Source organism: Sphaerisporangium viridialbum (assembly GCF_049674955.1).
Classification (GTDB): domain Bacteria; phylum Actinomycetota; class Actinomycetes; order Streptosporangiales; family Streptosporangiaceae; genus Sphaerisporangium; species Sphaerisporangium viridialbum.
This window is the reverse complement of the sequence record NZ_CP187232.1, coordinates 7694131-7714149: the sequence shown is the minus strand read 5'-3', so window position 1 is coordinate 7714149 and position 20019 is coordinate 7694131. Positions and strand designations below refer to the sequence as shown.

General features: G+C 70.5%; 20 protein-coding genes. 11 read left to right on the top strand and 9 right to left on the bottom strand.

Translation table 11 applies throughout. The features are described from left to right. The first annotated feature begins 8 nt into the window (after positions 1–8). The 5 genes from dapF (at position 9) to ACOZ38_RS34685 (ending at position 5544) form a co-directional block, all read left to right on the top strand. Positions 9–848 (top strand): diaminopimelate epimerase, encoded by an 840-nt coding sequence (dapF, locus tag ACOZ38_RS34705; protein WP_424535262.1) that lies wholly within the window; start codon positions 9–11, stop codon positions 846–848. Between the two features lie 93 nt (positions 849–941). Beyond that, positions 942–3230 (top strand): tetratricopeptide repeat protein, encoded by a 2289-nt coding sequence (locus ACOZ38_RS34700; protein WP_424535261.1) that lies wholly within the window; start codon positions 942–944, stop codon positions 3228–3230. A gap of 28 nt (positions 3231–3258) precedes the next feature. Then, positions 3259–4017, top strand: coding sequence for an SDR family NAD(P)-dependent oxidoreductase (locus ACOZ38_RS34695; protein WP_424535260.1), 759 nt, complete (start codon positions 3259–3261; stop codon positions 4015–4017). Between the two features lie 130 nt (positions 4018–4147). Then, positions 4148–4525 (top strand): phosphomannose isomerase type II C-terminal cupin domain, encoded by a 378-nt coding sequence (locus tag ACOZ38_RS34690; RefSeq protein ID WP_405140332.1) that lies wholly within the window; start codon positions 4148–4150, stop codon positions 4523–4525. 272 nt (positions 4526–4797) lie between these two features. Further along, positions 4798–5544, top strand: coding sequence for an HNH endonuclease family protein (locus tag ACOZ38_RS34685; RefSeq protein ID WP_424535259.1), 747 nt, complete (start codon positions 4798–4800; stop codon positions 5542–5544). A gap of 166 nt (positions 5545–5710) precedes the next feature. Here ACOZ38_RS34685 and ACOZ38_RS34680 read toward each other — a convergent pair whose 3' ends face one another. The 3 genes from ACOZ38_RS34680 to ACOZ38_RS34670 form a co-directional block, all read right to left on the bottom strand. Then, positions 5711–6097: a PepSY domain-containing protein gene (locus ACOZ38_RS34680; protein ID WP_424535258.1), complete on the bottom strand. Its 387-nt coding sequence runs from the start codon at positions 6095–6097 to the stop codon at positions 5711–5713. Between the two features lie 46 nt (positions 6098–6143). After that, positions 6144–7484: a sensor histidine kinase gene (locus tag ACOZ38_RS34675; protein ID WP_424535257.1), complete on the bottom strand. Its 1341-nt coding sequence runs from the start codon at positions 7482–7484 to the stop codon at positions 6144–6146. A 97-nt stretch (positions 7485–7581) separates the two neighbouring features. Continuing rightward, complete coding sequence (locus ACOZ38_RS34670) at positions 7582–8262, bottom strand: response regulator transcription factor (protein WP_405140328.1); 681 nt, start codon at positions 8260–8262, stop codon at positions 7582–7584. A 93-nt stretch (positions 8263–8355) separates the two neighbouring features. Between ACOZ38_RS34670 and ACOZ38_RS34665 the strand changes: the two genes are divergently transcribed. After that, entirely contained in the window at positions 8356–8964 is a 609-nt protein-coding gene (locus ACOZ38_RS34665) for a hypothetical protein (protein ID WP_424535256.1), read from the top strand. Positions 8965–9340: 376 nt separating this feature from the next. Next, entirely contained in the window at positions 9341–9979 is a 639-nt protein-coding gene (locus ACOZ38_RS34660; RefSeq protein WP_424535255.1) for a hypothetical protein, read from the top strand. 308 nt (positions 9980–10287) lie between these two features. On the opposite strand, the gene ACOZ38_RS34655 is transcribed toward ACOZ38_RS34660, so the two are convergent. The 3 genes from ACOZ38_RS34655 to ACOZ38_RS34645 all read right to left on the bottom strand — a co-directional run bounded on the left by ACOZ38_RS34655 (position 10288) and on the right by ACOZ38_RS34645 (position 12312). After that, complete coding sequence (locus ACOZ38_RS34655) at positions 10288–11043, bottom strand: NUDIX hydrolase (RefSeq protein ID WP_424535254.1); 756 nt, start codon at positions 11041–11043, stop codon at positions 10288–10290. A gap of 490 nt (positions 11044–11533) precedes the next feature. Continuing rightward, complete coding sequence (locus ACOZ38_RS34650) at positions 11534–11971, bottom strand: hypothetical protein (RefSeq protein WP_424535253.1); 438 nt, start codon at positions 11969–11971, stop codon at positions 11534–11536. Then, the gene (locus tag ACOZ38_RS34645) at positions 11968–12312 is read right to left on the bottom strand and encodes a hypothetical protein (protein ID WP_424535252.1); all 345 of its coding nucleotides are present in this window, start codon (positions 12310–12312) and stop codon (positions 11968–11970) included. The genes ACOZ38_RS34650 and ACOZ38_RS34645 overlap by 4 nt, the downstream gene beginning before the upstream one ends. 259 nt (positions 12313–12571) lie before the next feature. Here ACOZ38_RS34645 and ACOZ38_RS34640 point away from each other — a divergent pair, with 259 nt between their 5' ends. From ACOZ38_RS34640 to ACOZ38_RS34625, 4 genes are all read left to right on the top strand, one after another. Beyond that, positions 12572–13732 (top strand): hypothetical protein, encoded by a 1161-nt coding sequence (locus ACOZ38_RS34640; protein WP_424535251.1) that lies wholly within the window; start codon positions 12572–12574, stop codon positions 13730–13732. Beyond that, the gene (gene ribD, locus ACOZ38_RS34635) at positions 13732–14652 is read left to right on the top strand and encodes a bifunctional diaminohydroxyphosphoribosylaminopyrimidine deaminase/5-amino-6-(5-phosphoribosylamino)uracil reductase RibD (protein WP_424535250.1); all 921 of its coding nucleotides are present in this window, start codon (positions 13732–13734) and stop codon (positions 14650–14652) included. Before ACOZ38_RS34640 ends, ribD begins: the two co-directional genes overlap by 1 nt. A gap of 133 nt (positions 14653–14785) precedes the next feature. Beyond that, positions 14786–15664, top strand: a complete 879-nt coding sequence (locus ACOZ38_RS34630; RefSeq protein WP_424535249.1) for an SPFH domain-containing protein — start codon at positions 14786–14788, stop codon at positions 15662–15664. A gap of 134 nt (positions 15665–15798) precedes the next feature. After that, positions 15799–16587 carry a VOC family protein gene (locus ACOZ38_RS34625; protein WP_424535248.1) on the top strand — a complete coding sequence of 263 codons (789 nt, stop codon included), beginning with the start codon at positions 15799–15801 and terminating at the stop codon, positions 16585–16587. Between the two features lie 64 nt (positions 16588–16651). Here the strand turns inward: ACOZ38_RS34625 and ACOZ38_RS34620 are convergent, their stop codons facing one another. Genes ACOZ38_RS34620 through ACOZ38_RS34610 form a run of 3 tightly spaced genes read right to left on the bottom strand, consistent with a single transcriptional unit; the run spans position 16652 to position 19978 of the window. Beyond that, positions 16652–17392: an IclR family transcriptional regulator gene (locus ACOZ38_RS34620; protein ID WP_405140313.1), complete on the bottom strand. Its 741-nt coding sequence runs from the start codon at positions 17390–17392 to the stop codon at positions 16652–16654. Next, the gene (locus ACOZ38_RS34615; protein WP_424535247.1) at positions 17389–18684 is read right to left on the bottom strand and encodes a (Fe-S)-binding protein; all 1296 of its coding nucleotides are present in this window, start codon (positions 18682–18684) and stop codon (positions 17389–17391) included. Before ACOZ38_RS34615 ends, ACOZ38_RS34620 begins: the two co-directional genes overlap by 4 nt. A 13-nt stretch (positions 18685–18697) precedes the next feature. After that, complete coding sequence (locus tag ACOZ38_RS34610; protein ID WP_424535246.1) at positions 18698–19978, bottom strand: FAD-binding oxidoreductase; 1281 nt, start codon at positions 19976–19978, stop codon at positions 18698–18700. Positions 19979–20019 lie beyond the last annotated feature (41 nt).

Here is a 20019-nt window from a genome sequence, read left to right as displayed (position 1 = left end):
TCGGTGACATGCGTTTCCTAAAGGGCCACGGCACAGAGAACGACTTCGTCATCCTTCCGGATCGTGACGGGAGCCTCGACCTGCCCGCGTCGCTGGTGACGGCGCTGTGCGACCGGCGCTCCGGCATCGGCGCCGACGGGGTGCTGCACGTCGTGCCCGCCAAGCTGAGCGCGGAGGCCGCCGAGATCGCCGGCCGCGAGCCCGGCCGGGCGCACGGCGCCGAGTGGTTCATGGACTACCGCAACGCCGACGGCAGCGTGGCCGAGATGTGCGGCAACGGCCTGCGCGTCTTCGCCCGCTACCTCGTGGACGCCGGGCTGGCCGAGCCGGGAGAGTTCGACGTCGTCACCCGCGCCGGCGTCCGCCGCGTACGGCTCGCGCGCACCGGGGACGTCACCGTCGACATGGGAGCGCCTCAGGTGCTCGGCGAGAGCCTCGCCACCGTCGGCGGCACCGAGTACGCCGGGCTGGTCGTCGACGTGGGCAACCCGCACCTGGCCTGCGTCACCGGCGACCCGGTGACCCAGCTCGACCTGACCGCGCAGCCCGGATTCGACCCCGCCGTGTTCCCGCACGGCGTCAACATCGAGCTGCTCAACCTCGTCGGGGAGCGCCGGGTGGTTATGCGCGTGTACGAGCGCGGTTCCGGCGAGACGCGATCGTGCGGCACGGGCACAGTGGCCTCGGCGGTGGCGGCGGCGCATCTCGCGGGAGAGCGCACCGGCACCTGGGCCGTCGAGGTGCCCGGCGGCATCCTCTCGGTCACCCTCGACGGGCGCACGAGCCTTCTGACCGGCCCCGCTGTGCTGGTGGCCTCCGGAGATCTCCCTGCGCTCACGCACTCCTGACCGGCGCCCGGCGAACGTTCCCACCCACCCGCTCGTTCACCGCACCGCCCGCATGTTTGGGGCATGCTCTGTGAACTGGCAGACTGGCGTGCCATGGACGTGGACATCTGGGCCTGGGTCGCAGACACCCAACGGCAACTGCACGAAGCAGGGAACACCGGGCTGGCCATCGCGCTGGGTGACCTGCCCGCGCAGGCTTTCGAGGGCCGGTACGCCCAGCTGGACGTGATGGCGCCGGCGGTCGCCCAGCAGGCCGAGGCGATGGAGCTGCCGTGGCTTGAGCTCTTCGCCCGGCACTGGCACCTGGTCAGCCGCATCGGCGACCGCGCGCAGGGCACGGTGGCACTCGGCGACGCCGAGGCCCTGCTGGAGTTCGCGCGACGCGAGGACACCAAGGACTGCCCCTCCGTTCCCGCCGCGGTGGAGGCGCTCGCCGTCTGCCAGGCCAACATCGACGGCCCCGGGTACGCCGCCGAGCGCCTCGCCGCTCTCGGCGCCGCCCTGGAGGGCGTGCAGCCCGGCTCGCCGGCCTTCTGCGGGCTCGTCACGCAGTACGTCGCGGCGCTGTCGGACGCGGGCGAGGCCGAGCAGGCCGTCACCTACTACGAGTCCGCCGTCGCGGGCCGCAGGGGCGCCGAGGGGCAGGTCAGCTGGGAGCTGGCCGCCGCGGGCGTGCGGGCGCTGCTCGCCGCCGGCCGCACGCAGGAGGCGCTCACCGAACTCGACTCCGCCAAGGAGTTCCCCGCGGACGACCCGGTCGCCAAGGAGCACCGCGAGGGCGTGCTGCGCGCGCTGGTGCTCGCCACGGCCGGCAAGCCGGCGCAGGCGCTGGAGGCGCTCCCCGACCTCGACGTCGTCGGCGACCACCCCCGCGACTGGGTCGAGTGGGCGCGCGCCGTGCGGCTGCTCGGCGAGGTCATCACCAACACCTGGCAGCTCGGCCGTGTCCTTCGCCAGTGGATGACCTACTTCGAGACCATGGGCGTCAACCGCGGGCGGGTCGAGCTGGCCCTCATCGCCGGTGAGCTCGCCGTGGCGCGGCAGGGCGTGTGGCAGGCCCGCGCGCTGGCCGACCTGGCCGAGTCCTGGGCGGGCGAGCTGCGCACGTCCGAGGGGCTGTCCGAGCGCGTGACCGCGCTCCGCGCCGCCGCCGACGCCGCCACGCCGCTCCCGGCTCCGGGCCCGCAGGACGAGCTGGTCGCCTACTTCGACGCCGCCGACGGCCACAACGCCGACCCCGAGCGCTGGGTGGGCTGGCTCTGGCCGCTGTCGGGCACCGACATCGAGGCCACGCGCCGCCACACCACGACGCTGGGCTTCCTCGGGTACGCGCCGCTGGGCGCCGACATCCTGTGGAAGACCATCGTCGAGGACGCCGACCCGACCGCCGCCGAGGAGGAGGACGTCGCCTACCTCACCGGCGTGCTGGTCGAGGCGGGGCAGGACGAGCGGGTGGAGCGGTTCGCGGCCATGCTTCCGGCGCCGACCTCGCACCTCGCGCTGGCCCGGCTGCACCGAGCACGCGAGCGGTGGGCCGAGACCACCTCCGAGGCCGAGCAGTCGCTCGCGGCGGGCGCCCAGGGCCTCGTCGCGCTGGAGGCCCGTCGCCTGCTGGCGGGCGCCGCCCAGCAGCTCGGCGACAACGCCAAGGGCGCGGCCATCCTGCGCGATCTGGTCGAGTCGGGCGAGGGCGAGGAGGAGGACATCTGGCGCATGATCGTCATGGCCACCGCCTCCGAGGACTGGCCGCTCGTCCGCGAGGGCGCCGCCAAGCTCGGCATGCAGCTCGACACCACCGAGGGCCCGATCGAGGAGGAGTGGCACCTCGTCCGGGTCGTCCTGCCGGTCTCCGACGGCAGCCAGCGCGAGGTCCTCGCCGTGCGCACCGGTCCCGCTACCGCCCGGCTGCTCATCCCGCAGCCCCGCGGCATGGACTACAACGCCGGTGACATCGTCGTCATCGACCCCCGGCCGCTGGAGCCGGTGCCCGAGGGCGCCGAGGAGCAGGAGAGCTACGTCATCCCGTTCGCAGGCGTGGCACTGCTGCGCCCGGGCGGTTACACGAGCTGGTTCTTCGACGGCGCGGCTCCCAGCGAGGAGGACTGGACCGAGTTCAACGAGGTGATGGCCGAGCGCGGCTGGCCCATGTGGGTCTACAGCGACGAGAACTACTCGGTCTCCCATCCCACCACCGGCGAGCGGCTCCAGGGCGTCTACGGCTGGATCGCCGTGCCGCCGGGGGTCGAGCCGGTCGAGGTCGACGCCCTGCTCGACGACGCGACCGAGCGGTGGAGCCACCCGCTGGCCTGGCTCGACCTCGCGCGCAGCGCCGGCATCGAGGTCGAGCGGCACGAGCGCATCACCAAGGAGTACGGCCTCTAGAGTCCCCGTCCGGTGTCAGGGGGCCGTGGTGCTTGAGCGGTTCAGGCTCGACGGCAAGGTCGCCGTCGTCACCGGGGCCTCCTCGGGGCTGGGCGTGGCCTTCGCGCGCGGCCTGGCCGAGGCGGGCGCCGACATCGTGATCGGTGCCCGTCGCGAGAGCGGGCTTGCGGAGACGCGGCGTCTGGTCGAGGAGACCGGGCGCCGCTGCGTCGCGGTGGTCACCGACGTCACCCGTCCGGGCGACTGCCAGGCCCTAGTGGACGCCGCGGTCACCGAGCTCGGAGGCGTCGACATCCTGGTCAACAACGCCGGGGCCGGCACGGCCGTACCCGCGCTGCGGGAGACCCCCGAGGAGTTCCGCCGGGTCGTCGACGTCAACCTGCACGGCTCGTACTGGATGGCCCAGGCCTGCGCGAAGGTCATGCGTCCTGGGTCGTCCATCGTCAACGTCGGCAGCGTGCTCGGCGAGACCACGGCGGGGCTGCCGCAGGCGGCCTACAGCGCGTCGAAAGCGGCCATCGTGGGGCTGACCAGAGATCTGGCCCAGCAGTGGACCGGACGGCGCGGCATCCGGGTCAACTGCCTGGAGCCGGGGTTCTTCGAGTCCGAGATGACCGCCACCTACCTTCCCGGCTACCTCGACCGGCAGCTTGAGCGCCGCGTGCTGATGGGGCGGGCCGGTGACCCGGCCGAGCTGGTGGCCGCCGCGGTCTTCCTGGCCTCGGACGCCGGCTCGTACGTCACCGGCGTGGCCCTACCCGTGGACGGCGGGTTCCTGGCAACATGATCCCGGCGCGCCGTGCCCGGCCGGTGAGGGCGCTCGCGGGCCGAGGCGTCTCCCGGATGTGGCGCGACGGTTTCGTCCGGGTCACACATCCTTCATCCGTCTGTGGAAGAGTCGCACCTACATTTACCTGGTGTTGGGAGGGCATGTGCTGGAGATCGACCGGCTTGCCGCAGTGGTCCGTGACGAGCGCCCGTGGGGTGGTTTCGAGCGGTACACCCACAACGAGACGTCCACCGTCAAGATCATCGAGGTAGCGCCCGGGCAGCGGCTCAGCCTCCAGCGGCACAAGCACCGCGACGAGCTGTGGGTCGCCCTCGACCCCGGCGCGGTCTTCGAGATCGACGGCGAGCGCGTCGAGCCGTCGGTGGGCGACCGGGTGCTGATCCGCGCGGGGCAGACGCACCGGCTCGGCTCCTCAGGCCCGGCGACGCGCATTCTTGAGGTCGCCTTCGGCCACTTCGACGAGGACGACATCGAGCGCCTCGACGACGCCTACGGCAGAGCCTGACGGCCCGGAGTTCAGCTTTCCTCCTTCGGCCCGCGAGCCCGTCGCCCTGATCGCGACGGGGATCCCGTATCTCGCGGGTCCGGCTGGTTGTACCGCCGGCTATGACAGCCGTCCGCATGCCTCCCCCCGAGGGTTTGTCCGATGTACCTGGGCTTGGCCGCTTTCTCCGGGGCTTTGCCGTAATCGCGGCTTTCGGGGGTAGTTGCTATACCTAGGTATTACTTTTTCTTTACCTGGGGGTGGCAGTGCGCCTGCGTGGATCTCGCGCGTTCGTGGCCGGAGTCGCGGCGGCCGTCATGCTGATGGGATGCGGCCCAATCGACGCCAACGGCGCCGGTGCCGCCGGCGGTGACATGGGGTCCGGGGACGGTGGCGGGGGTGGCGATTCCACCGGTGTCGTCCCCCTGGACAATCCCAAGGGCACCGAGCGCGGCCTCGCCGCGATCACGTCCGCCAAGGACCGCGCCGCGGCGGTCAAGCTGATCGAGAAGGTGCCGACCAAGGGGCGCGGCCCCAAGACCGGCTACGACCGGAACGAGTTCGGGTACGCGTGGGCGGACAACGCCGAAGACATCCCGTTCGCGCACAACGGTTGCGACACCAGGAACGACGTCCTGGCACGCGACGGCGACGGCCTGAAATACCGCTCGGGATCGAAATGCGTCCTTGTCTCGATGACGCTTCACGACCCATACACCGGCAAGACCATCGACTGGACCAAGCAGAAGGCCTCCGAGGTCCAGATCGACCACGTCATGCCGCTCTCCTACGACTGGCAGATGGGCGCGTCGCGCTGGAGCAAGGCCAAGCGGGTCCAGATCGCCAACGACCCGCTGAACCTCATGCCGGTCGACGGCTCGGCCAACTCCTCCAAGGGAGACTCGGGGCCGGCCACCTGGCTTCCCCCGTCCAAGGTGATCCGCTGCTCCTACGCCGTACGCTTCGCGCAGGTGGCGCTGAAGTACGAGCTCCCGGTCACCGCCCCCGACAAGGACGCCATGCTGGCCCAGTGCGCCTGACACCGCACTGCACGACGTACGTGGTCCGGTACGTGCGCTGTGGACGTGCGTTGTGCCGCGTACGCCGCGGTGCCGCGAGCTGATGTACCCCGGGATGTACGCGGTGCCGTGACGTGCGCCGTGCCGTGGCGGGCCCCCTCTGCCCTCCACGGCACGGCGGGACCTGCTAGTCGTCGTGCTTCTGGCGGAACTTGATGATCTTGCCCGTCTTCACGGAGATGTAGACGCGGTACTCGGCGTGACGCTTCTTCAGCTCCACCTTCCAGACGCGGTAGCCGTGCTCCCACTCGCGCTCGACCTCGGTGACCCGGGCGCCGGGAACCCGCTTCTTGGCGATCCTGATCGCCTGGCTGTAGGTGATCGCCGCCGTCGAGGAGCTGACGGTGCCGGTGGTCGCGGTCGCCGCGGTCGCGGTCGTGGAGGTCGCGGCGGCGGTCGTGGAGAGCTGGGTCGCGGCCGAGGCCGCCACGGCTCCGGTGGTGAGGACGGCGATCGCTCCGGCGCCCGCGATGGTGAGTCTGGCTGCCTTGCCGATGCTCTGTGTTTTCGTCATGTCCCCACATTCGCCGGAGGCGCCCTAAGCCCGCGCTTCGGCAAAGTTAAGGGGCTCCTAAGGTCAGGGCGACCAGAGCGCCGCCGCCCCGCGCGGTGCCCAGTGACAGCGAACCGCCCGACGCCTCGGCCGTCCGGCGGGCGATGTCCAGGCCGAGCCCGGTCGATCCCGCGCCGCTGAGGCCCCGTTCGAGGGGGTTCGCCGCGTCCGTCCTGAGCCCGAACCCCGGCCCCGAGTCCGCGACCTCGATCCGCACGCCCCCGGGCGCGGCGGGTCCAGGGCGTACGTCTTCGGGCGCGGACGGTCCAGCGCGTACGCCTTGGGGCGCGGTGGGCGTCAGCCGTACGGTGAAGGAGGCGCCCTCGGGGGTGTGGGCGAAGACGTTGCCGAGCAGGGCGTCGACGCAGGCGGACAGCTCGGCGGCGCTGACGGCGACCGTCAGTGGCCCCTGGGGAAGGTCCAGCTCCACCGGCCGGCCCTGGTCTTCGGCCAGCACCGACCAGAAGGTGACCCGCTCGGCCACGACCGCCACCGCGTCACAGCTCGCGTGCTCCCGCGACCGGCGGCGTACGTCCGTGATCACCGAGCTCACGGCGCGTTCCAGCGCGTCGACGCGGCTGCCGAGCCGTGCGGCCTCCTCCTGGTCGGCCAGCGACTCGGCCTCCAGCCGCAGCCCCGTCAGCGGGGTGCGTAGCCGGTGGGAGATGTCGGCGGCCGTCTCCCGTTCCTCGGCCAGCAGGTCGCTGATCCGTCCGGCCAGGTGGTTGAGCGCGAGCCCCACGTCGCGCACCTCGACGGGGCCACCTGGCGTGGTCCGGGCGGCCAGGTCTCCGGCGGCGAGCCGGTGGGACACGCGGGCCAGCCCGGTCATGGGCCGGGTCAGGGCGAGCGCCAGGCGGTCCGCGACGAAGATGCCGACACCGATCAGGGCGAGCCCGAGGACGAGCATGCCGATCCACACCTCGCGGACCCCGTGGCGGAGGTCCTCCTCGCCGAGGGCGACGCGCACCACGGCCGTACCGCCGGGAAGGCCCTGCACGGCGGCGAGGACCTCAAGGCCCGAGGGGGTCTGCGCCGTGAGGCTCTGCCCGCGCGCGGCCAGCTCCACGGCCGGCGACCGCGAGGCGGGGGAGCCGACGACGGTGCCGCCGGGGAGGAACACGGTGATGGCGTGGCCGCTCGACGCCGAGGTGCGCTCGGCGGTCAGCGCGAGGCCGTCGGGATCGGCCGTGCCGACGGACGCCGCGACCGACTGCGCCTCGGAGTTGGCCTGCGTCACCGCACCGCTCTCGGCCAGCGCGCGCACCAGCAGGGCCAGCGGGACCAGGAGGGCGATCAGCACCAGCGACGTGGTGGCCGCCACGAGCAACGCGAGCCATCGCCTCATGACGGGTCGGCCAGCATCAGCGAGGTGGCGGTCGCCGTGAGCCATCGCTTCATGATGGTTCCACTGGTTGTCGCCGTGAGCGGCGTGAGCCATCGCCTCATGACGGGTCGACCAGCTTGACGCCGACGCCGCGTACGGTCTGCAGATAGCGGGGGTCCTGCGCGGTCTCGCCCAGCTTGCGGCGCAGCCACGACAGGTGGACGTCCACGGTCTTGTCGGCCCCGCCGTATGGCACCTGCCAGACCTCGGTGAGCAATTCGCGCTTCGTGACCACTTCGCCGGAGCGGGTGGCCAGGTAGTGCAGCAGGTCGAACTCGCGTGGCGTGAGGTCCAGCGGGGTGCCGTCGAGGACGGCCTCGCGGCTGCGCGGATCCAGCCGCAGGCCGCCGACGGTCACTGAGGTGTCCGTACGGCCGTCGGCGGTGCGGCGCAGCACGGCGCGGACCCGGGCGTCGAGCTGGGCGGCGCTGAAGGGCTTGACCACGTAGTCGTCGGCCCCCGCGTCCAGCAGGCGGACCATCTCGGTGTCGCCGTCCCGGGCGGTCGCCACGATCACCGGTACCCGGCTGACGGCCCGGAGCATGCGCAGCATCTCGGTGCCGTCCAGGTCGGGCAGGCCGAGGTCGAGCACGACGAGGTCCGGACGCTCAGAGACGGCCTGTCGGAGGCCGTCGAGCGCGGTCGGGGCGGAGGACACGGCGTGACCGCGCTCACGCAGCCCTCGCATGAGGGCGGTACGGATCGTCGCGTCATCCTCGACGAGCAGGACATTGGCCATGGGCGGTTACGCTAACGGCTCCGGGGCTGTTGGCATAAGCCCGTTATGGTGCCCTTAACCCGGTCTTAGGAGAGGGTCAGGGAGGATCAGGGCATGAACCGGCGCCTGCTTCTCGTCGTGGCCGGATGGCTGGTCGTCGGCCTCGTGGCCACCGGCGCAGGCGTCGTGGTGACCGCCTTCCTCGGTGAGTCGATCACCGGCTCCGCTTCCCGTGCCCTCTCACCCGCCGAGGTCCGCCGCGCCCTCGACGCCGCACCATCGCCGTCACCCTCGGGGGACACCGCAGGCAACGGCTCACCGTCCTCCTCGGAAGGACGCTCACCGTCCTCCTCAGAAGACGGCTCGGGGGACGGCCCGCGGTCCGGCTCGGGGGACGGCTCGGAGGCACCGTCGGTGTCGCCCTCTCGTACGGGATCCGCTGGTGCGAGCCCTTCCGCGTCCGCTCCAGCCTCACCGTCCGCCGGCGCCGCCCAAGGGCAGACCAAGGTGTTCTCGGCGCGGGGCGGGGCCGTGGTCGCCCGATGCGCGGGCGGCCTGGTGACCCTGCGGTCCTGGACCCCGGCTCAGGGGTACGAGGTGAAGGACGCGGAGCGTGGCCCGCGTGACAAGGTGCGCGTGAGGTTCGAGGGCGGAGACGCCCGCACCGAAATCGAGATCCACTGCTCGGCCGACCACCCCATCGCCACGATCAAGAACGACTGAGCGCCTTCCGCTTCGGGTGACTCCCGCCCGCCGCGCGTCCAGGACGGGCGCTTCCAGACTGGGATCCGGCTGCGTTCCGCTGCGGCAAGTACCAGCTTCCACCTGTGGTCGTATCGGCACCCGGACTCGATCCACCCTGCCGACCGCCGGGGCCAGACGGCGCCGGAGCGCCCGCCGACGTAATGGCATGGCCACGCCGGCGGTGACCGGCATCAAGCTGAGCCGGCGAATACCTGAATCGGCCTACGCGACCGATCACGTGCATGGTGAGATCGGACATCGCCCAGAAAAGGCTGTGCCCCGGCTGCGTGCTGAGCAGAGGCATCACCGGGGCTTATGACGCGAGCGTACCACGGCACATCGGAAGGCGGTCAGGATGCGAGAAGCCGAAGCCAGGCGGCTACGCGACTTTCTCTCACCGTCACGCCTGGCCGAGTACGAGCTTCGATGCGCCGGCGATCCGGTCGCGGCGCTGCGCCTGCACTGCTGGAACACCGAGATCTCCGAAGCCTTCTACGGGCCGTTGCAGTATTTGGAGGTGTCGATGCGCAGCGTCATGACCAAGGAACTCGTCAGCCTGTTCGGGCACCGGGACTGGTGGGCCAGCCCGCAGGCGGATCTGCAATACGGTGCCCGCCGGAAGATCGCCGAGGCGACGGATCAACTCCGGCGCTCGGGGCTGCCCACGGACCCGCAGCAGATCGCCGACGAACTGCCCTTCGGTTTCTACGTGTCCCTGGTCGGACCTGGCAACAACTATGACCAGCGACTATGGCGCCCAGCGCTGTACCAGGCCTTCCCCGGCCACCGGGGTCGCCGCCGTGACCTCCATCGCAGGTTCGACTTCCTCCGCGTCTTCCGCAACAAGATCGCACATCATTGCCCGATCCACCATCGTCATCTGGTGGCCGACCATGACGCGATCCTAGAAAGCCTCCGCTACATCGACACGGGCCTCGCCGTCATGGTCGAGCGTCACAGCAGAGTCGGCGAAGTCCTTGCCCGGCGTCCCTGACCCCTCGGCGTCGTTGCCATCGTCACCTGGGTCCGGAAAGTCAGTGCACCGAAACGATTCCCTGAGTCGTGTCCAGAGGTGCTGGTCCACGGTCTTCGCGGGCCAGGACGTCCGGACCGAGATCGGGATCCACTGCTCCGACGACCACCCCATCGCCATGGTCAGGAACGCCTGAGGGGTCTCTTCAGTTCGATCAAGAACGCGGAAGAGAGTGGCTTTGTTGTCTGGGGTCGTGATCGATGGGAGTGATGGGCCCTCCCGGCACCCCCGTGACGGGGCAAGAGGTTGTTTCCCACCCGGGCCATGGACTACCGGTGTACGGCCTGGGCTCGTGCCTCGCCGCCGGCCCGGCGCCTGCCGCCAGTTCTGGTGCGCTGACCTCTATGTACGCCGCGTTGGGCCGGCTTCCGCGTGCGTGTGCGCCCAGCCCGTTGGCTTCGTTCGTCTGGACGGTTCGCAAGGAACAGACAGTGGACAAAGCCATCTGGCACCAGCTCGATCAATCCCTGTGTGGGACCTGGGCGCGCGGATCCCGCCTGGAAGATGTGGCCGCCTCCAGAAACAGCGAAGCCCCTGTGTTCTCCAGGGTTACCTTGACGCCGCGTGGCGGAGCCTCGTAGGGTCCAGGGTGGGCAGTTCGGGTCGGCCTCGGCTTCGGCGACGGTGAGCCACGCGAGAGCGGCCACCTCGTCGGGCGACGTGGGGAAGGGCATCGCGTCGGGCGGCATCGGAGCCGAGAACACCACGTTGATCACCGGGTCGCCGTCGTCGGTGACGAAGAAGGCGCTCTCCGCGTAGGTGAGCTCGACCCTGGTGAGGTCGACGCCGATCTCCTCCGCGACCTCCCGGCGAGCGGTCTCCTCGAGCACATTGTCCGCTGCCCCATCGACCTCCACCTTGCCGCCGACTCCACTGAGCACGCCGGGCGCGTGATCCTCCTGCTCGCCGCGCCTGATGAGCAACAAGCGGCCGTCTCGGTGCAGGAGGACCTCGACATTCACCACGAAGGCGGGCCGGCCACCTCTGGTGACACAGGCTGACGCGTTGGGCGCGATCTCCGACATGTACGGGAACCCTACCGGTCATGATCCAGCCTGCAGAAGACGGCGTGGATCCCGTGGGTGACGGTCGCAGGTCAGGCGGGAGCCGTCGTTCTGGAGACGATGCCACGCGGGAACCGCATAAAGGTGGGGGTGATGCCAGCGTGTGCGGCTAAAAGTGGGGTGATGCCAGGGTGTGCGGCTAAAAGTGGGGGTGATGCCAGGGCGTGCGGCTAAAAGTGGGGGCGATGCCAGCGTGTGCGGCTAAAAGTGAGGGCGACGCCAGCGTGTGCGGTGTGGGCGCTGCTCCCACCCTTCGGCGGGTAGCGCCCCATCTGCCCGCCTTTGGAGGTCACCGGTCTGGGTGGGCTTCAAGTGGATCACCCGTCACGTGGGTGAGGGGTGGGTGGAAGGAGGTTTTGCGACTCCCGCAGGTTCCTTCTGATGATTGTCGTGCCTTATGGGTGGTTGACGCGGCGGGCCCCGCCACCCCTGGCTCAGGCCCGCCGCGCGTCTAGGAGGGGCTCTCCACGATGGTGACCCGATGCGTGCTACCTGTCGCGTAGCCGTTCTGATGAGCGATCTCGTCCTGTACGGCGAGTTCCATCACCAGCGCCACGACGTCGCCTCTCGCGATGCTCGGCACCAGGCCGGAAGCGCGCTGGTCGTCTGTGAGGCTGGCGTGCCGAGTGGCCCACCATCCGCCAGGGGTGCCGTCCGCGCGCTTCACCCGCGTGATCCGCCACGCCGGGTAGGTCTGGTTGAGCGCGGCGATCTGCCGTTCGATGAGCGTGCTCACCACTTCGGGCACCGGGGGCGGTGGCACGGGTCCGCCGCGAGCCGGCATGAAGCCCCCTATGCCGATCCCTCCAGTGACCGGGAAGCCGTACGGATCGGGCAACTCGACGTCGGACCGGTCCGGCTCGCGGGCATGTCTGCCGGGAGCGGTCATGAGGCGCCCATACCGACCAGCAGGGCCATGGCTCCGAGTTCGGCCTCGCGCATCAGCTCGCGCAGCTCGTCCAGGGTGGACGCCTCGACCCTGAGCGGTCGGGGAGCGTGCCAGATCGCCATGGCGACGAACCTGCGGCCGCCCAGGCCGTACATCACATGCCAGGCGGGCTCCATCTGGTCGAGCTGGTCGGCTGCCGCCCGCTTCGCCAGGTCCCAGCGCCGGCGATCGACCCGGCCGGTCCACGCGCCGACCCTGTGCCGCCCCGGACGGTTCCCGGCAAAGGACGGATGTGCCACGTCGGTCTCCGAGCGGATCCGGCCGGTTCTACCCTTGCTCATGGTCAGGACCTGCTTCCTGATCAAGGGACCCGTACGGCGTCGACAGCGCCTGCGGGTCCCGCCTTCACGGCGTCAGGTCCCATCACAACGCTCCGAAACCATGTGCGGACAGAGGGTTCGGGAGGACACTGGGAGACAACCCGAGGGTGTCCCCTTGTGCGGTCGGTCGAAAGGTGCGCTGATGGTCGCTGATGAACCACCCGCGTGGGCCGCGCGGATGAGAGCGGAACGGCGTGACAGGTGCTGGAGTCAGAAGGAGATGGCCAGGCGACTGCGTGAAGCGGCCGACCCCCGCACCCGTGCTCATCTCGCCTCACCGGAGTCGCTGGTACGGATGATCCGGGGATGGGAGAGAGGTGATCACATCCTGCGCGATCCCTACCGCGTGCTCTACTGCCGGGTCTTCGATACCGCGGAGGCCGACCTGTTCGGTGGTGATCCATCACGGGGAACCACCCCGATCCAGGCGGAACCGAGCCCGGCCATCGAACGTCTGGAGACGCTTTCTCGCGGGCAGGTCGCGGAGCTTCTAGAGCACCTACGCGACCAGTGGCACCTTTTGGTCAAGAGGGACAACCTCCTCGGTCCACGCCACACCCTGACCGCTGTGCGCGAGCAGATAGCGCTCCTGGAGGCGCTTTTGAGGTCGGCTCGTGAAGGCAGTCGGCTAGACGTGCTCAGGCTGGCGGCTCAGTACGCGGAGTCGGCGGCGTGGCTTCATGAAGACGCGGGGGACCTGCCCCAGGCGAGATATTGGACCGACCGCGCGATGGTATGGGCGCACGAAAGCGATGATCAGTTGATGCTCGCATGGACGATGTTCCGCCGAAGCCAGCAGGCGACGGTGGAACGCGCCGCAGGAGCCGCAGGAGAGGTGATCGGCCTGGCCAACGCCGCACGTCGGAAAGCCGATGTGCTTCCCGATCCGATGAGAGCAGCCATCCTTCAGCAGGAAGCCCAAGGCCATGCGCTGGACCGTGATGAGAGGCGGTGTCACGCGTTGCTGGATGAAGCGCAGATGTGGGCGGCGTCGGTCCGTGACGATGGCGACGCGCGAGGCGGGCATGGCTCCTTCTGTTCGACCGCGTACGTCGAGATCCAGCGCGCCCGCTGCTGGCTGATGCTTGATCAGTCGTCCCGTTCACTCTCCGCCTACGAGGCCGCGCTGCCCGTGCTGTCGCCTGTGTACCGCCGCGACCGGGCCATGGCCCTGGCCGGAATGGCCGCCGCGTACGCCGCCGAGCGGGAGCCGGAGCAGGCGGCGACCGTGGCCGGGGAGGCCTTGGAGATCGCTCTGGGGGCGGGTTCGTCCAGGATCCTCTACATGATCAAGTCAGTCGGCTCGTCGCTGGATGCGCATGAGACACTTCCCGCCGTCGCCGCCCTTCGTACGGCCCTGGCCGGCATTCCCGCCGTCTGATGGCCTCCCAAGTCGAGATTCAGGCGATGCGGCATGCCATCGCCCTGTCAGCCCACGGCCTCGGTACGACCAGCCCCAATCCGCCGGTGGGCTGCGTCGTCCTGGACGGGCAGGGCCGCATCCTCGGAGAGGGCTACCATCACCGGAAAGGCGAGGCCCACGCGGAAGGCAACGCACTTTGCGCGGCCGGTGGCACTGCCATCGGGGCTACGGCGATCGTCACGTTGGAGCCCTGCAACCATGTGGGCCGCGCCCCGGCATGCAGGCAGTTGCTCATCGACGCGGGAATCGTCCGTGTCGTCGTCGCACTTGTCGATCCGACCTCGCGCGGCGAGGGCGGCGTGGCGGCCCTGCGAAATGCCGGGGTCGAGGTCGAGGTCGGTGTGCTGGCAGATGAGGCCGAGCTTGTGCTCGGCCCGTGGCTTTCCGCCCTCAGGACGGGCAGGCCGACCATCACCTGGTCATATATCGCAGATGTCGCCGGACCCGCGTCCGCGCTTGATCGGATGCCCGGTGTCATGGAGCTCCGAAAGGGCGTCGACGCCGTGCTGCACGCCGACGGTCGCCTTGAAGAGGGCATCCTCGGCGGTCATGGGGCTGGCATGATCAATATTCCTTCCCGAATCCATGGCGACGGCGACACGGCGCTTCGGTCGCTGTACGCGGGCGGGGTGCGATCGCTGCTCATCGATGGAGGTGCGGGTCTTACCGAGCCCCTCTTATCCGAGGGACTGATCGACTACGTCGTCGCCTATCTCCCGCACATGAGTCCGTCTTCGTCCACAGGATTGGGTCACGAGATCGTCCTTGCCGGATTCCGTATCACGCAGATCAGCCGGACGGCGGATCATGTCTGCGTGCACGCCCGGCGGGAGGCCGCTGCTCCCGTTATCCACAGGGGCTCGTTCGCGGGCGAATGATCTTGAGTGGGGTGTTCTAGGATCGGCCGACCGTAAAGAGCTAGTAAAGGGCGGCCCGAAGATGAGCGCACGTAAGAGCACTGACAGTTCGGCATCGGGTGGGGGGCGTGGTAGGCGGCTTCTGCTCAGGGGGTTGCTGCTCGCCGTCATCGCCATCGTGGGCCTCGGGTTCCTGGCCACGGGCTGCACCAAGGTCAGCACCGCGCCGGACGAGGTCAGGCTGCACTACGCCGGTGGCCCGTTCGAGGCGATCAAGTTCGTGAAGTGCATCAACCCCTCCAGTGGGGCCACCTTCCTCGGCCCGGGCGACACCTCCTACGCCTATCCCTTCGGCCAGCGCACGTTCGACTTCTCCGGCACCGGCGACTCCGAGTCCAAGCCCATCAGCATCGTCTCCAAGGACAACGTCGAGATGCAGGTCGCGGGCTCCGCGACGTTCACCCTCAACACCTCGTGCGAGACGCTCCGCCAGTTCCACGAGAAGATCGGGCTGAAGTACGGGTCCTATTTCGACGCCAGGGAGTCCGAGGGCTGGCGCCGCATGCTCAACTTCTACTTCAAGCAGCCGCTCGACCGTGCGATGGACGCGGCCTCGCAGGAGTTCGAGTGGAAGAAGCTGTTCAACGACCCGAACGCCAAGCAGCAGTGGGAGCAGCGCGTCGGCCAGCTCGCCCGGCAGTTCATCAAGGAGACCGCCGGCGCCGACTACTTCTGCCAGCCCAACTACGCGGGCACCGGCGAGTGCGGTGACGTCGCGCTCACCATCCAGAAGCCCGAGCCGCCGCGCAGCCTGATCGACGCGCTCGCCGCCGAGCAGGCCGCCAAGCAGCAGAACCTCGCCCAGCAGCAGATCAACGCCAAGGTCAAGACCGAGCTGGAGTCCATCAAGGACCTGGTGGGGGTCCTCGGGCCGCAGGGAGCCATCCTCTGGAAGGCCATCCAGGACGGCAAGGTGCAGGTCGTGCCGGTGCCGCAGAACGGTTCCCTCAACATCACCCCGCAGTCACCCTGACCCCACAACTTTTCGGTGGATATGAGCGGATAAGTCCAGATATCGGCAAGCTTGGGCGACTCTCGAAGTCCCGGGTGCTTGATGGTGGAAGTATGCAGTTATGGGGGGATCGCATATTTCTGGGGAGATCGGTGATGCCGGAGCGCACGTACTACCCCGACGGGGCTCCGTCCTGGCCGGAGCTCACCGCGCATGATCTCCCCACCGCCGTCCGGTTCTACGAGAAGATCTTCGGCTGGACGTGCAAGGATCTCGGTCCGAAGGTCTGGCACTACACGATGTGCCTGGTGGACGACAAGCCGGTCGCCGCGATCACGCCCCCGGCGGTCGGTCTTGAGTCCACCGAGGCGGCCTGGCGCGTCTACCTGGCCACTTCCGACGCCGAGGCCTCCGCCGTGCAGGTCGAGGCCAGCAACGGCAAACTCGTCATCCTCCCGATGGCGTTGCCCGACTTCGGGGCCTTCGCGCTGGCCGTCGACCCTGAAGGGGCGACCTTCGGGCTCTGGCAGGCCGGTCCCCACCTCGGGTCGCGCCTGTACGGCGAGCCGGGGGCGATGTGCTGGAACGAGCTCTACGCCAGGAACACCAAGGTGGAGGACCCGTTCTACGAGTCGCTGTTCGGCTACGAGGAGGAACAGGTCGGCGACGGCGTCGACTACGACTACGTCCTGTGGAAGATCGCGGGTGAGCCCGTCTGCGGGCGGCTGCGGATGCCGTACGAGGCGGCGCGGGTGCCGCCGCACTGGAAGATCTATTTTACCGTGGCCGACTGTGACGCCACCGAAGCCCAGGTCGTGCTCGAGGGCGGCTCGGTGCTGGTCGGCGCGTACGAGATGCCGCACGGCCGGGTGGCCCTCCTGGCCGACCCCACGGGCGCAGCCTTCGCGATCTGCGAGCACACCCGCGAGTCCTTCACCGGCTAATCCCCTGAGAGGGGTCAGCGTGATCACCGGAGCCGGTGCCACAGCTCGATACGGGGAGCCGTGGTCAGCGGGGTGGGGCCACGTCGGTGCCGAAGGCGGTGGCTATCGCGCGCATGCCCTCGGCCAGTTCCTCCCGGTCGAGGGCCTCGATGCGGTCCACGGGGCCCGAGATCGACATGCCGGCGATGATCCTGCCGTCGTCGCGCACGGGCACGGCCAGGCAGTGCACCCCCAGCTCCTCCTCGCCGAAGTCCATCGCGTACCCCTGCTCCCGCACCCTTTCCAGCTCCGCGAGCATCGCGTCGATCGAGGTGATCGTGTGCTCGGTGCGGCGCGGCAGGCCCGTACGCGCCAGGATGGCCGCCGCGTCCGCGCGCTCGGCGAGCAGGACCTTGCCCACCGCCGTGCTGTGCGGCAGCACCCGCCGGCCCACCTCGGCGAACATCCGCAGCCTCCGAGGGGACGCCGCCTGGGCCACGTAGACCACGAAGTCGCCCTCCAGCACGGCGAGGTTCGCCGTCTCGCCGGACAGCGCGACCATCTTCTCCAGGTACGGCTGCGCCCACACGCCCACCATGCGCTCCGCCGCGCCGCCGAGCCGCACCAGGGCGCTGCCCAGGGCGTACCGGCGGTCGGACTCCTGCCGGACGTACCCCCGGGCCAGCAGCGACCGCAGCAGCCGGTGGATCGTGCCGTACGGCAGGCCCGTGCGGGCTGCGATCTCGGACAGGCCCGCCTCGCCGCCCTGGTCGGCCAGCGCCTCCAGCACGTCCAGCGCCCGGTCGACGCTCTGGACCGTGCTCATCGGGCCCGCTTTCCGGCGGCCGCGACGCCGGCGCGGCGGGGTGGACGTCCGAGAGCGGCGGGGGAGAGGCCGCGCAGGGAGGCGTCCAGCACCTCGGCGGTGTGCGCGACGCGGATGTCCGCACCCCGCCGCCGCGCGGCCGAGGCGATCTGCATCGTGCACCCGGGATTGGCGGAGACCAGCAGGTCGGCTCCGACGGAGAGCACCTGCTCGGCCTTGCGGTCGCCGAGGTCGCGGGCGGCCTCCGGCTGGAACAGGTTGTAGGTGCCCGCCGACCCGCAGCAGATCGAAGAGTCCGGCACCTCCCTGAGCCGCAGGCCGGGAACGCTCGCCAGCAGCGACCTGGGCTGTGAACGGATGCCCTGCGCATGGGCGAGGTGGCACGCGTCGTGGTAGGCGACCGTGATCGGCAGAGGGTGGCGCTCGGCGGAGGGCCCCAGCTCGGCCAGGAACTCCGCGAAGTCCACGAAGCGGAGCCCGCGCGCCCTGGCGGCCCAAGTGGGATCGCCCGAGAGTAGCTCGGCGTACTCCTTGGTGCTCGACCCGCATCCGGCCGCGTTGACGACCACGGTGTCCACTCCCGCGCGCTCGAACGTCTCGATCGTCCGGCGGGCGAACCGCGCGGCCTCCTCCTTGCGCCCCGAATGCACAGAAAGCGCGCCGCAGCAGCCCTGCCCCGGAGGGATGACCACGTCGCATCCCTCCATCGCGAGCACGCGGGCCGTGGCGGCGTTGACCTTGGGGAAGAACTCCCCCTGCACGCATCCGGTCAGCATCCCGACGACGGCCCGCCGCTCGCCCCGGGCCTCCACCCGGTGCGGGAGCCGCACGCGGCGGGGGACCGGGGGAGCCAGCTCGGCCATGGCGGCGAGGCGCGGGTCCAGCCGTTCGAGCAGCGGGCGCAGGCGCGGCGTGAGCCTCTCGCCCAGCCTCAACGGCAGGCGCAGCGCCCGCAGCCGCCGGGGGTAGGGGAACAGCCCGAACACCAGGGCGCGGAAGGCGCGGTCGGCCTTCGGGCGCTCATGGACCCGCTCGACCTCGGCCCGCGTCGACTCGATGAGCACGTCGTAGCGCACGCCCGAGGGGCACGCGGTGACGCAGGCCATGCAGCCCAGGCAGGCGTCGAAGTGACCGGCCATCTCAGGGGTCAGCGGGGTGCCCTCGACATGCTGTTTCATCAGGTGGATGCGCCCGCGCGGGGAGTCCATCTCCTCGCCCCACAGGACGTAGGTCGGGCAGGTGGGCAGGCAGAAGCCGCAGTGCACGCAGTCCTTGATCAGCTCGGGGTCCATGATGCTCCGCTCCTCACGCGCCGTGGCCCGCGACCGGCGGGGGCCCGCCGACGAGCCGTCCGGGTGACATGCGCCCCTCAGGGTCGAAGCGCTCCTTCACCCGCCGCATCAGCGTGGCCGCCCCGACCGGCCCCCAGCGGTCGAGCCGCGACGCGGCCTCCGGGGGTGCGGTCCACACCACCAGTCTCCCGCCGTCCGCGGCCACGCCGGAACGCAGAGCCGTCACGAAGACCTCGGCGGCCCGCGCGGCGGTGCCCGGGGGAAGCGCCAGGTGCAGTACGCAGGAGGCGACCGCTCCCCGGACGCGCACGGTAAGGTCTCCGGCCTCCTCGGCCGCGCGGGTGACCGAGGCCAGCGCCCGTACGGCCGCGCCGGGCGGGACGCGCAGTTCGAGCAGGAACTCCTCACCAGGCGTTTCGAGCGGGAAGCCCGCATCGGGGAGCCGTCCCCACCACGCCGGGGGCTCGGCGGAGATCAGCGCGGTCTCTCCCATGAGCTCGCCCACGGCCTTGGCGCGCTCGTCGGCGGCCACCCCCTCGACGAGCGCGGACACGGTGACCGGGCCGTGGACCTCCGGCCGGTCGATCTCGAGCGCGCTCGGCTCAAGCTGGGAGCCGGCGATGGCGCCGATGTCCGGAAGGGCGCCGAGGCCGGGGGCGGTGGCGGTGATCCAGGCACGGGACGCGGGCACCGGGTGGAGCCGGAACGTCGCCTCCGCGATGACGCCGAGCGTGCCGAGGGAGCCGGTGAACAGCTTGCCGAGGTCGTACCCGGCGACGTTCTTGACGACCTTGCCGCCCGACCGGGCGATCGTGCCGTCGGCGAGCACGACCGTGATGCCGATCAGCAGGTCGCGCGCCGTGCCGTACCGCAGGCGGCGTGGTCCGGCGGTCGCGGTGGCGAGCGTGCCGCCGACGGTCGCCCCCTCGACGGGGACATCGAGGGCGAGCTGCTGGCCCGCCTTGCCGAGGGAGTCGGCGAGTGCCTCCGCCGTGACCCCGGCCTGCACGCGTACGACGAGGTCACCGGCGACGTGCTCCAGGATCTGGTTCAGGCAGCAGGTGTCCAGCAGCAGGTCGCAGCGCTCGGGCGCGGAGCCCCAGTGCACCTTGGTGCCGGCGCCCACCGGGAGCACGGCGAGATCGTGCTCGGCCGCGACCCGCATCACGGCGGCCATCTCGCCGGTGGACTCGGGCAGGGCGACCCAGCGGGGCGCGACCCCGGCGACCTCGTCGTCAGGACCGGCCTCCCGGATCGTCACACCGCTCGCCGCGAGGGCGTCGCCGGCGCTCATGGGCGCACGCTCGCAGCGAGACGCCGTTCGATGGCGGGCGT

What these genes read in the sequence shown, in the direction of transcription:
- ACOZ38_RS34665 (WP_424535256.1), top strand. Translation starts at nt 8,356, where the DNA reads ATGAACCGGCGCCTGCTTCTCGTCGTGGCCGGATGGCTGGTCGTCGGC.
- ACOZ38_RS34640 (WP_424535251.1), top strand. Translation starts at nt 12,572, where the DNA reads ATGGCCAGGCGACTGCGTGAAGCGGCCGACCCCCGCACCCGTGCTCAT.
- dapF (WP_424535262.1), top strand. Translation starts at nt 9, where the DNA reads ATGCGTTTCCTAAAGGGCCACGGCACAGAGAACGACTTCGTCATCCTT.
- ACOZ38_RS34700 (WP_424535261.1), top strand. Translation starts at nt 942, where the DNA reads ATGGACGTGGACATCTGGGCCTGGGTCGCAGACACCCAACGGCAACTG.
- ACOZ38_RS34670 (WP_405140328.1), bottom strand. Translation starts at nt 8,262, where the DNA reads ATGGCCAATGTCCTGCTCGTCGAGGATGACGCGACGATCCGTACCGCC.
- ACOZ38_RS34655 (WP_424535254.1), bottom strand. Translation starts at nt 11,043, where the DNA reads ATGTCGGAGATCGCGCCCAACGCGTCAGCCTGTGTCACCAGAGGTGGC.
- ACOZ38_RS34680 (WP_424535258.1), bottom strand. Translation starts at nt 6,097, where the DNA reads ATGACGAAAACACAGAGCATCGGCAAGGCAGCCAGACTCACCATCGCG.
- ACOZ38_RS34620 (WP_405140313.1), bottom strand. Translation starts at nt 17,392, where the DNA reads ATGAGCACGGTCCAGAGCGTCGACCGGGCGCTGGACGTGCTGGAGGCG.
- ACOZ38_RS34675 (WP_424535257.1), bottom strand. Translation starts at nt 7,484, where the DNA reads ATGAGGCGATGGCTCGCGTTGCTCGTGGCGGCCACCACGTCGCTGGTG.
- ACOZ38_RS34650 (WP_424535253.1), bottom strand. Translation starts at nt 11,971, where the DNA reads ATGACCGCTCCCGGCAGACATGCCCGCGAGCCGGACCGGTCCGACGTC.
- ribD (WP_424535250.1), top strand. Translation starts at nt 13,732, where the DNA reads ATGGCCTCCCAAGTCGAGATTCAGGCGATGCGGCATGCCATCGCCCTG.
- ACOZ38_RS34610 (WP_424535246.1), bottom strand. Translation starts at nt 19,978, where the DNA reads ATGAGCGCCGGCGACGCCCTCGCGGCGAGCGGTGTGACGATCCGGGAG.
- ACOZ38_RS34625 (WP_424535248.1), top strand. Translation starts at nt 15,799, where the DNA reads ATGCCGGAGCGCACGTACTACCCCGACGGGGCTCCGTCCTGGCCGGAG.
- ACOZ38_RS34645 (WP_424535252.1), bottom strand. Translation starts at nt 12,312, where the DNA reads ATGAGCAAGGGTAGAACCGGCCGGATCCGCTCGGAGACCGACGTGGCA.
- ACOZ38_RS34660 (WP_424535255.1), top strand. Translation starts at nt 9,341, where the DNA reads ATGCGAGAAGCCGAAGCCAGGCGGCTACGCGACTTTCTCTCACCGTCA.
- ACOZ38_RS34615 (WP_424535247.1), bottom strand. Translation starts at nt 18,684, where the DNA reads ATGGACCCCGAGCTGATCAAGGACTGCGTGCACTGCGGCTTCTGCCTG.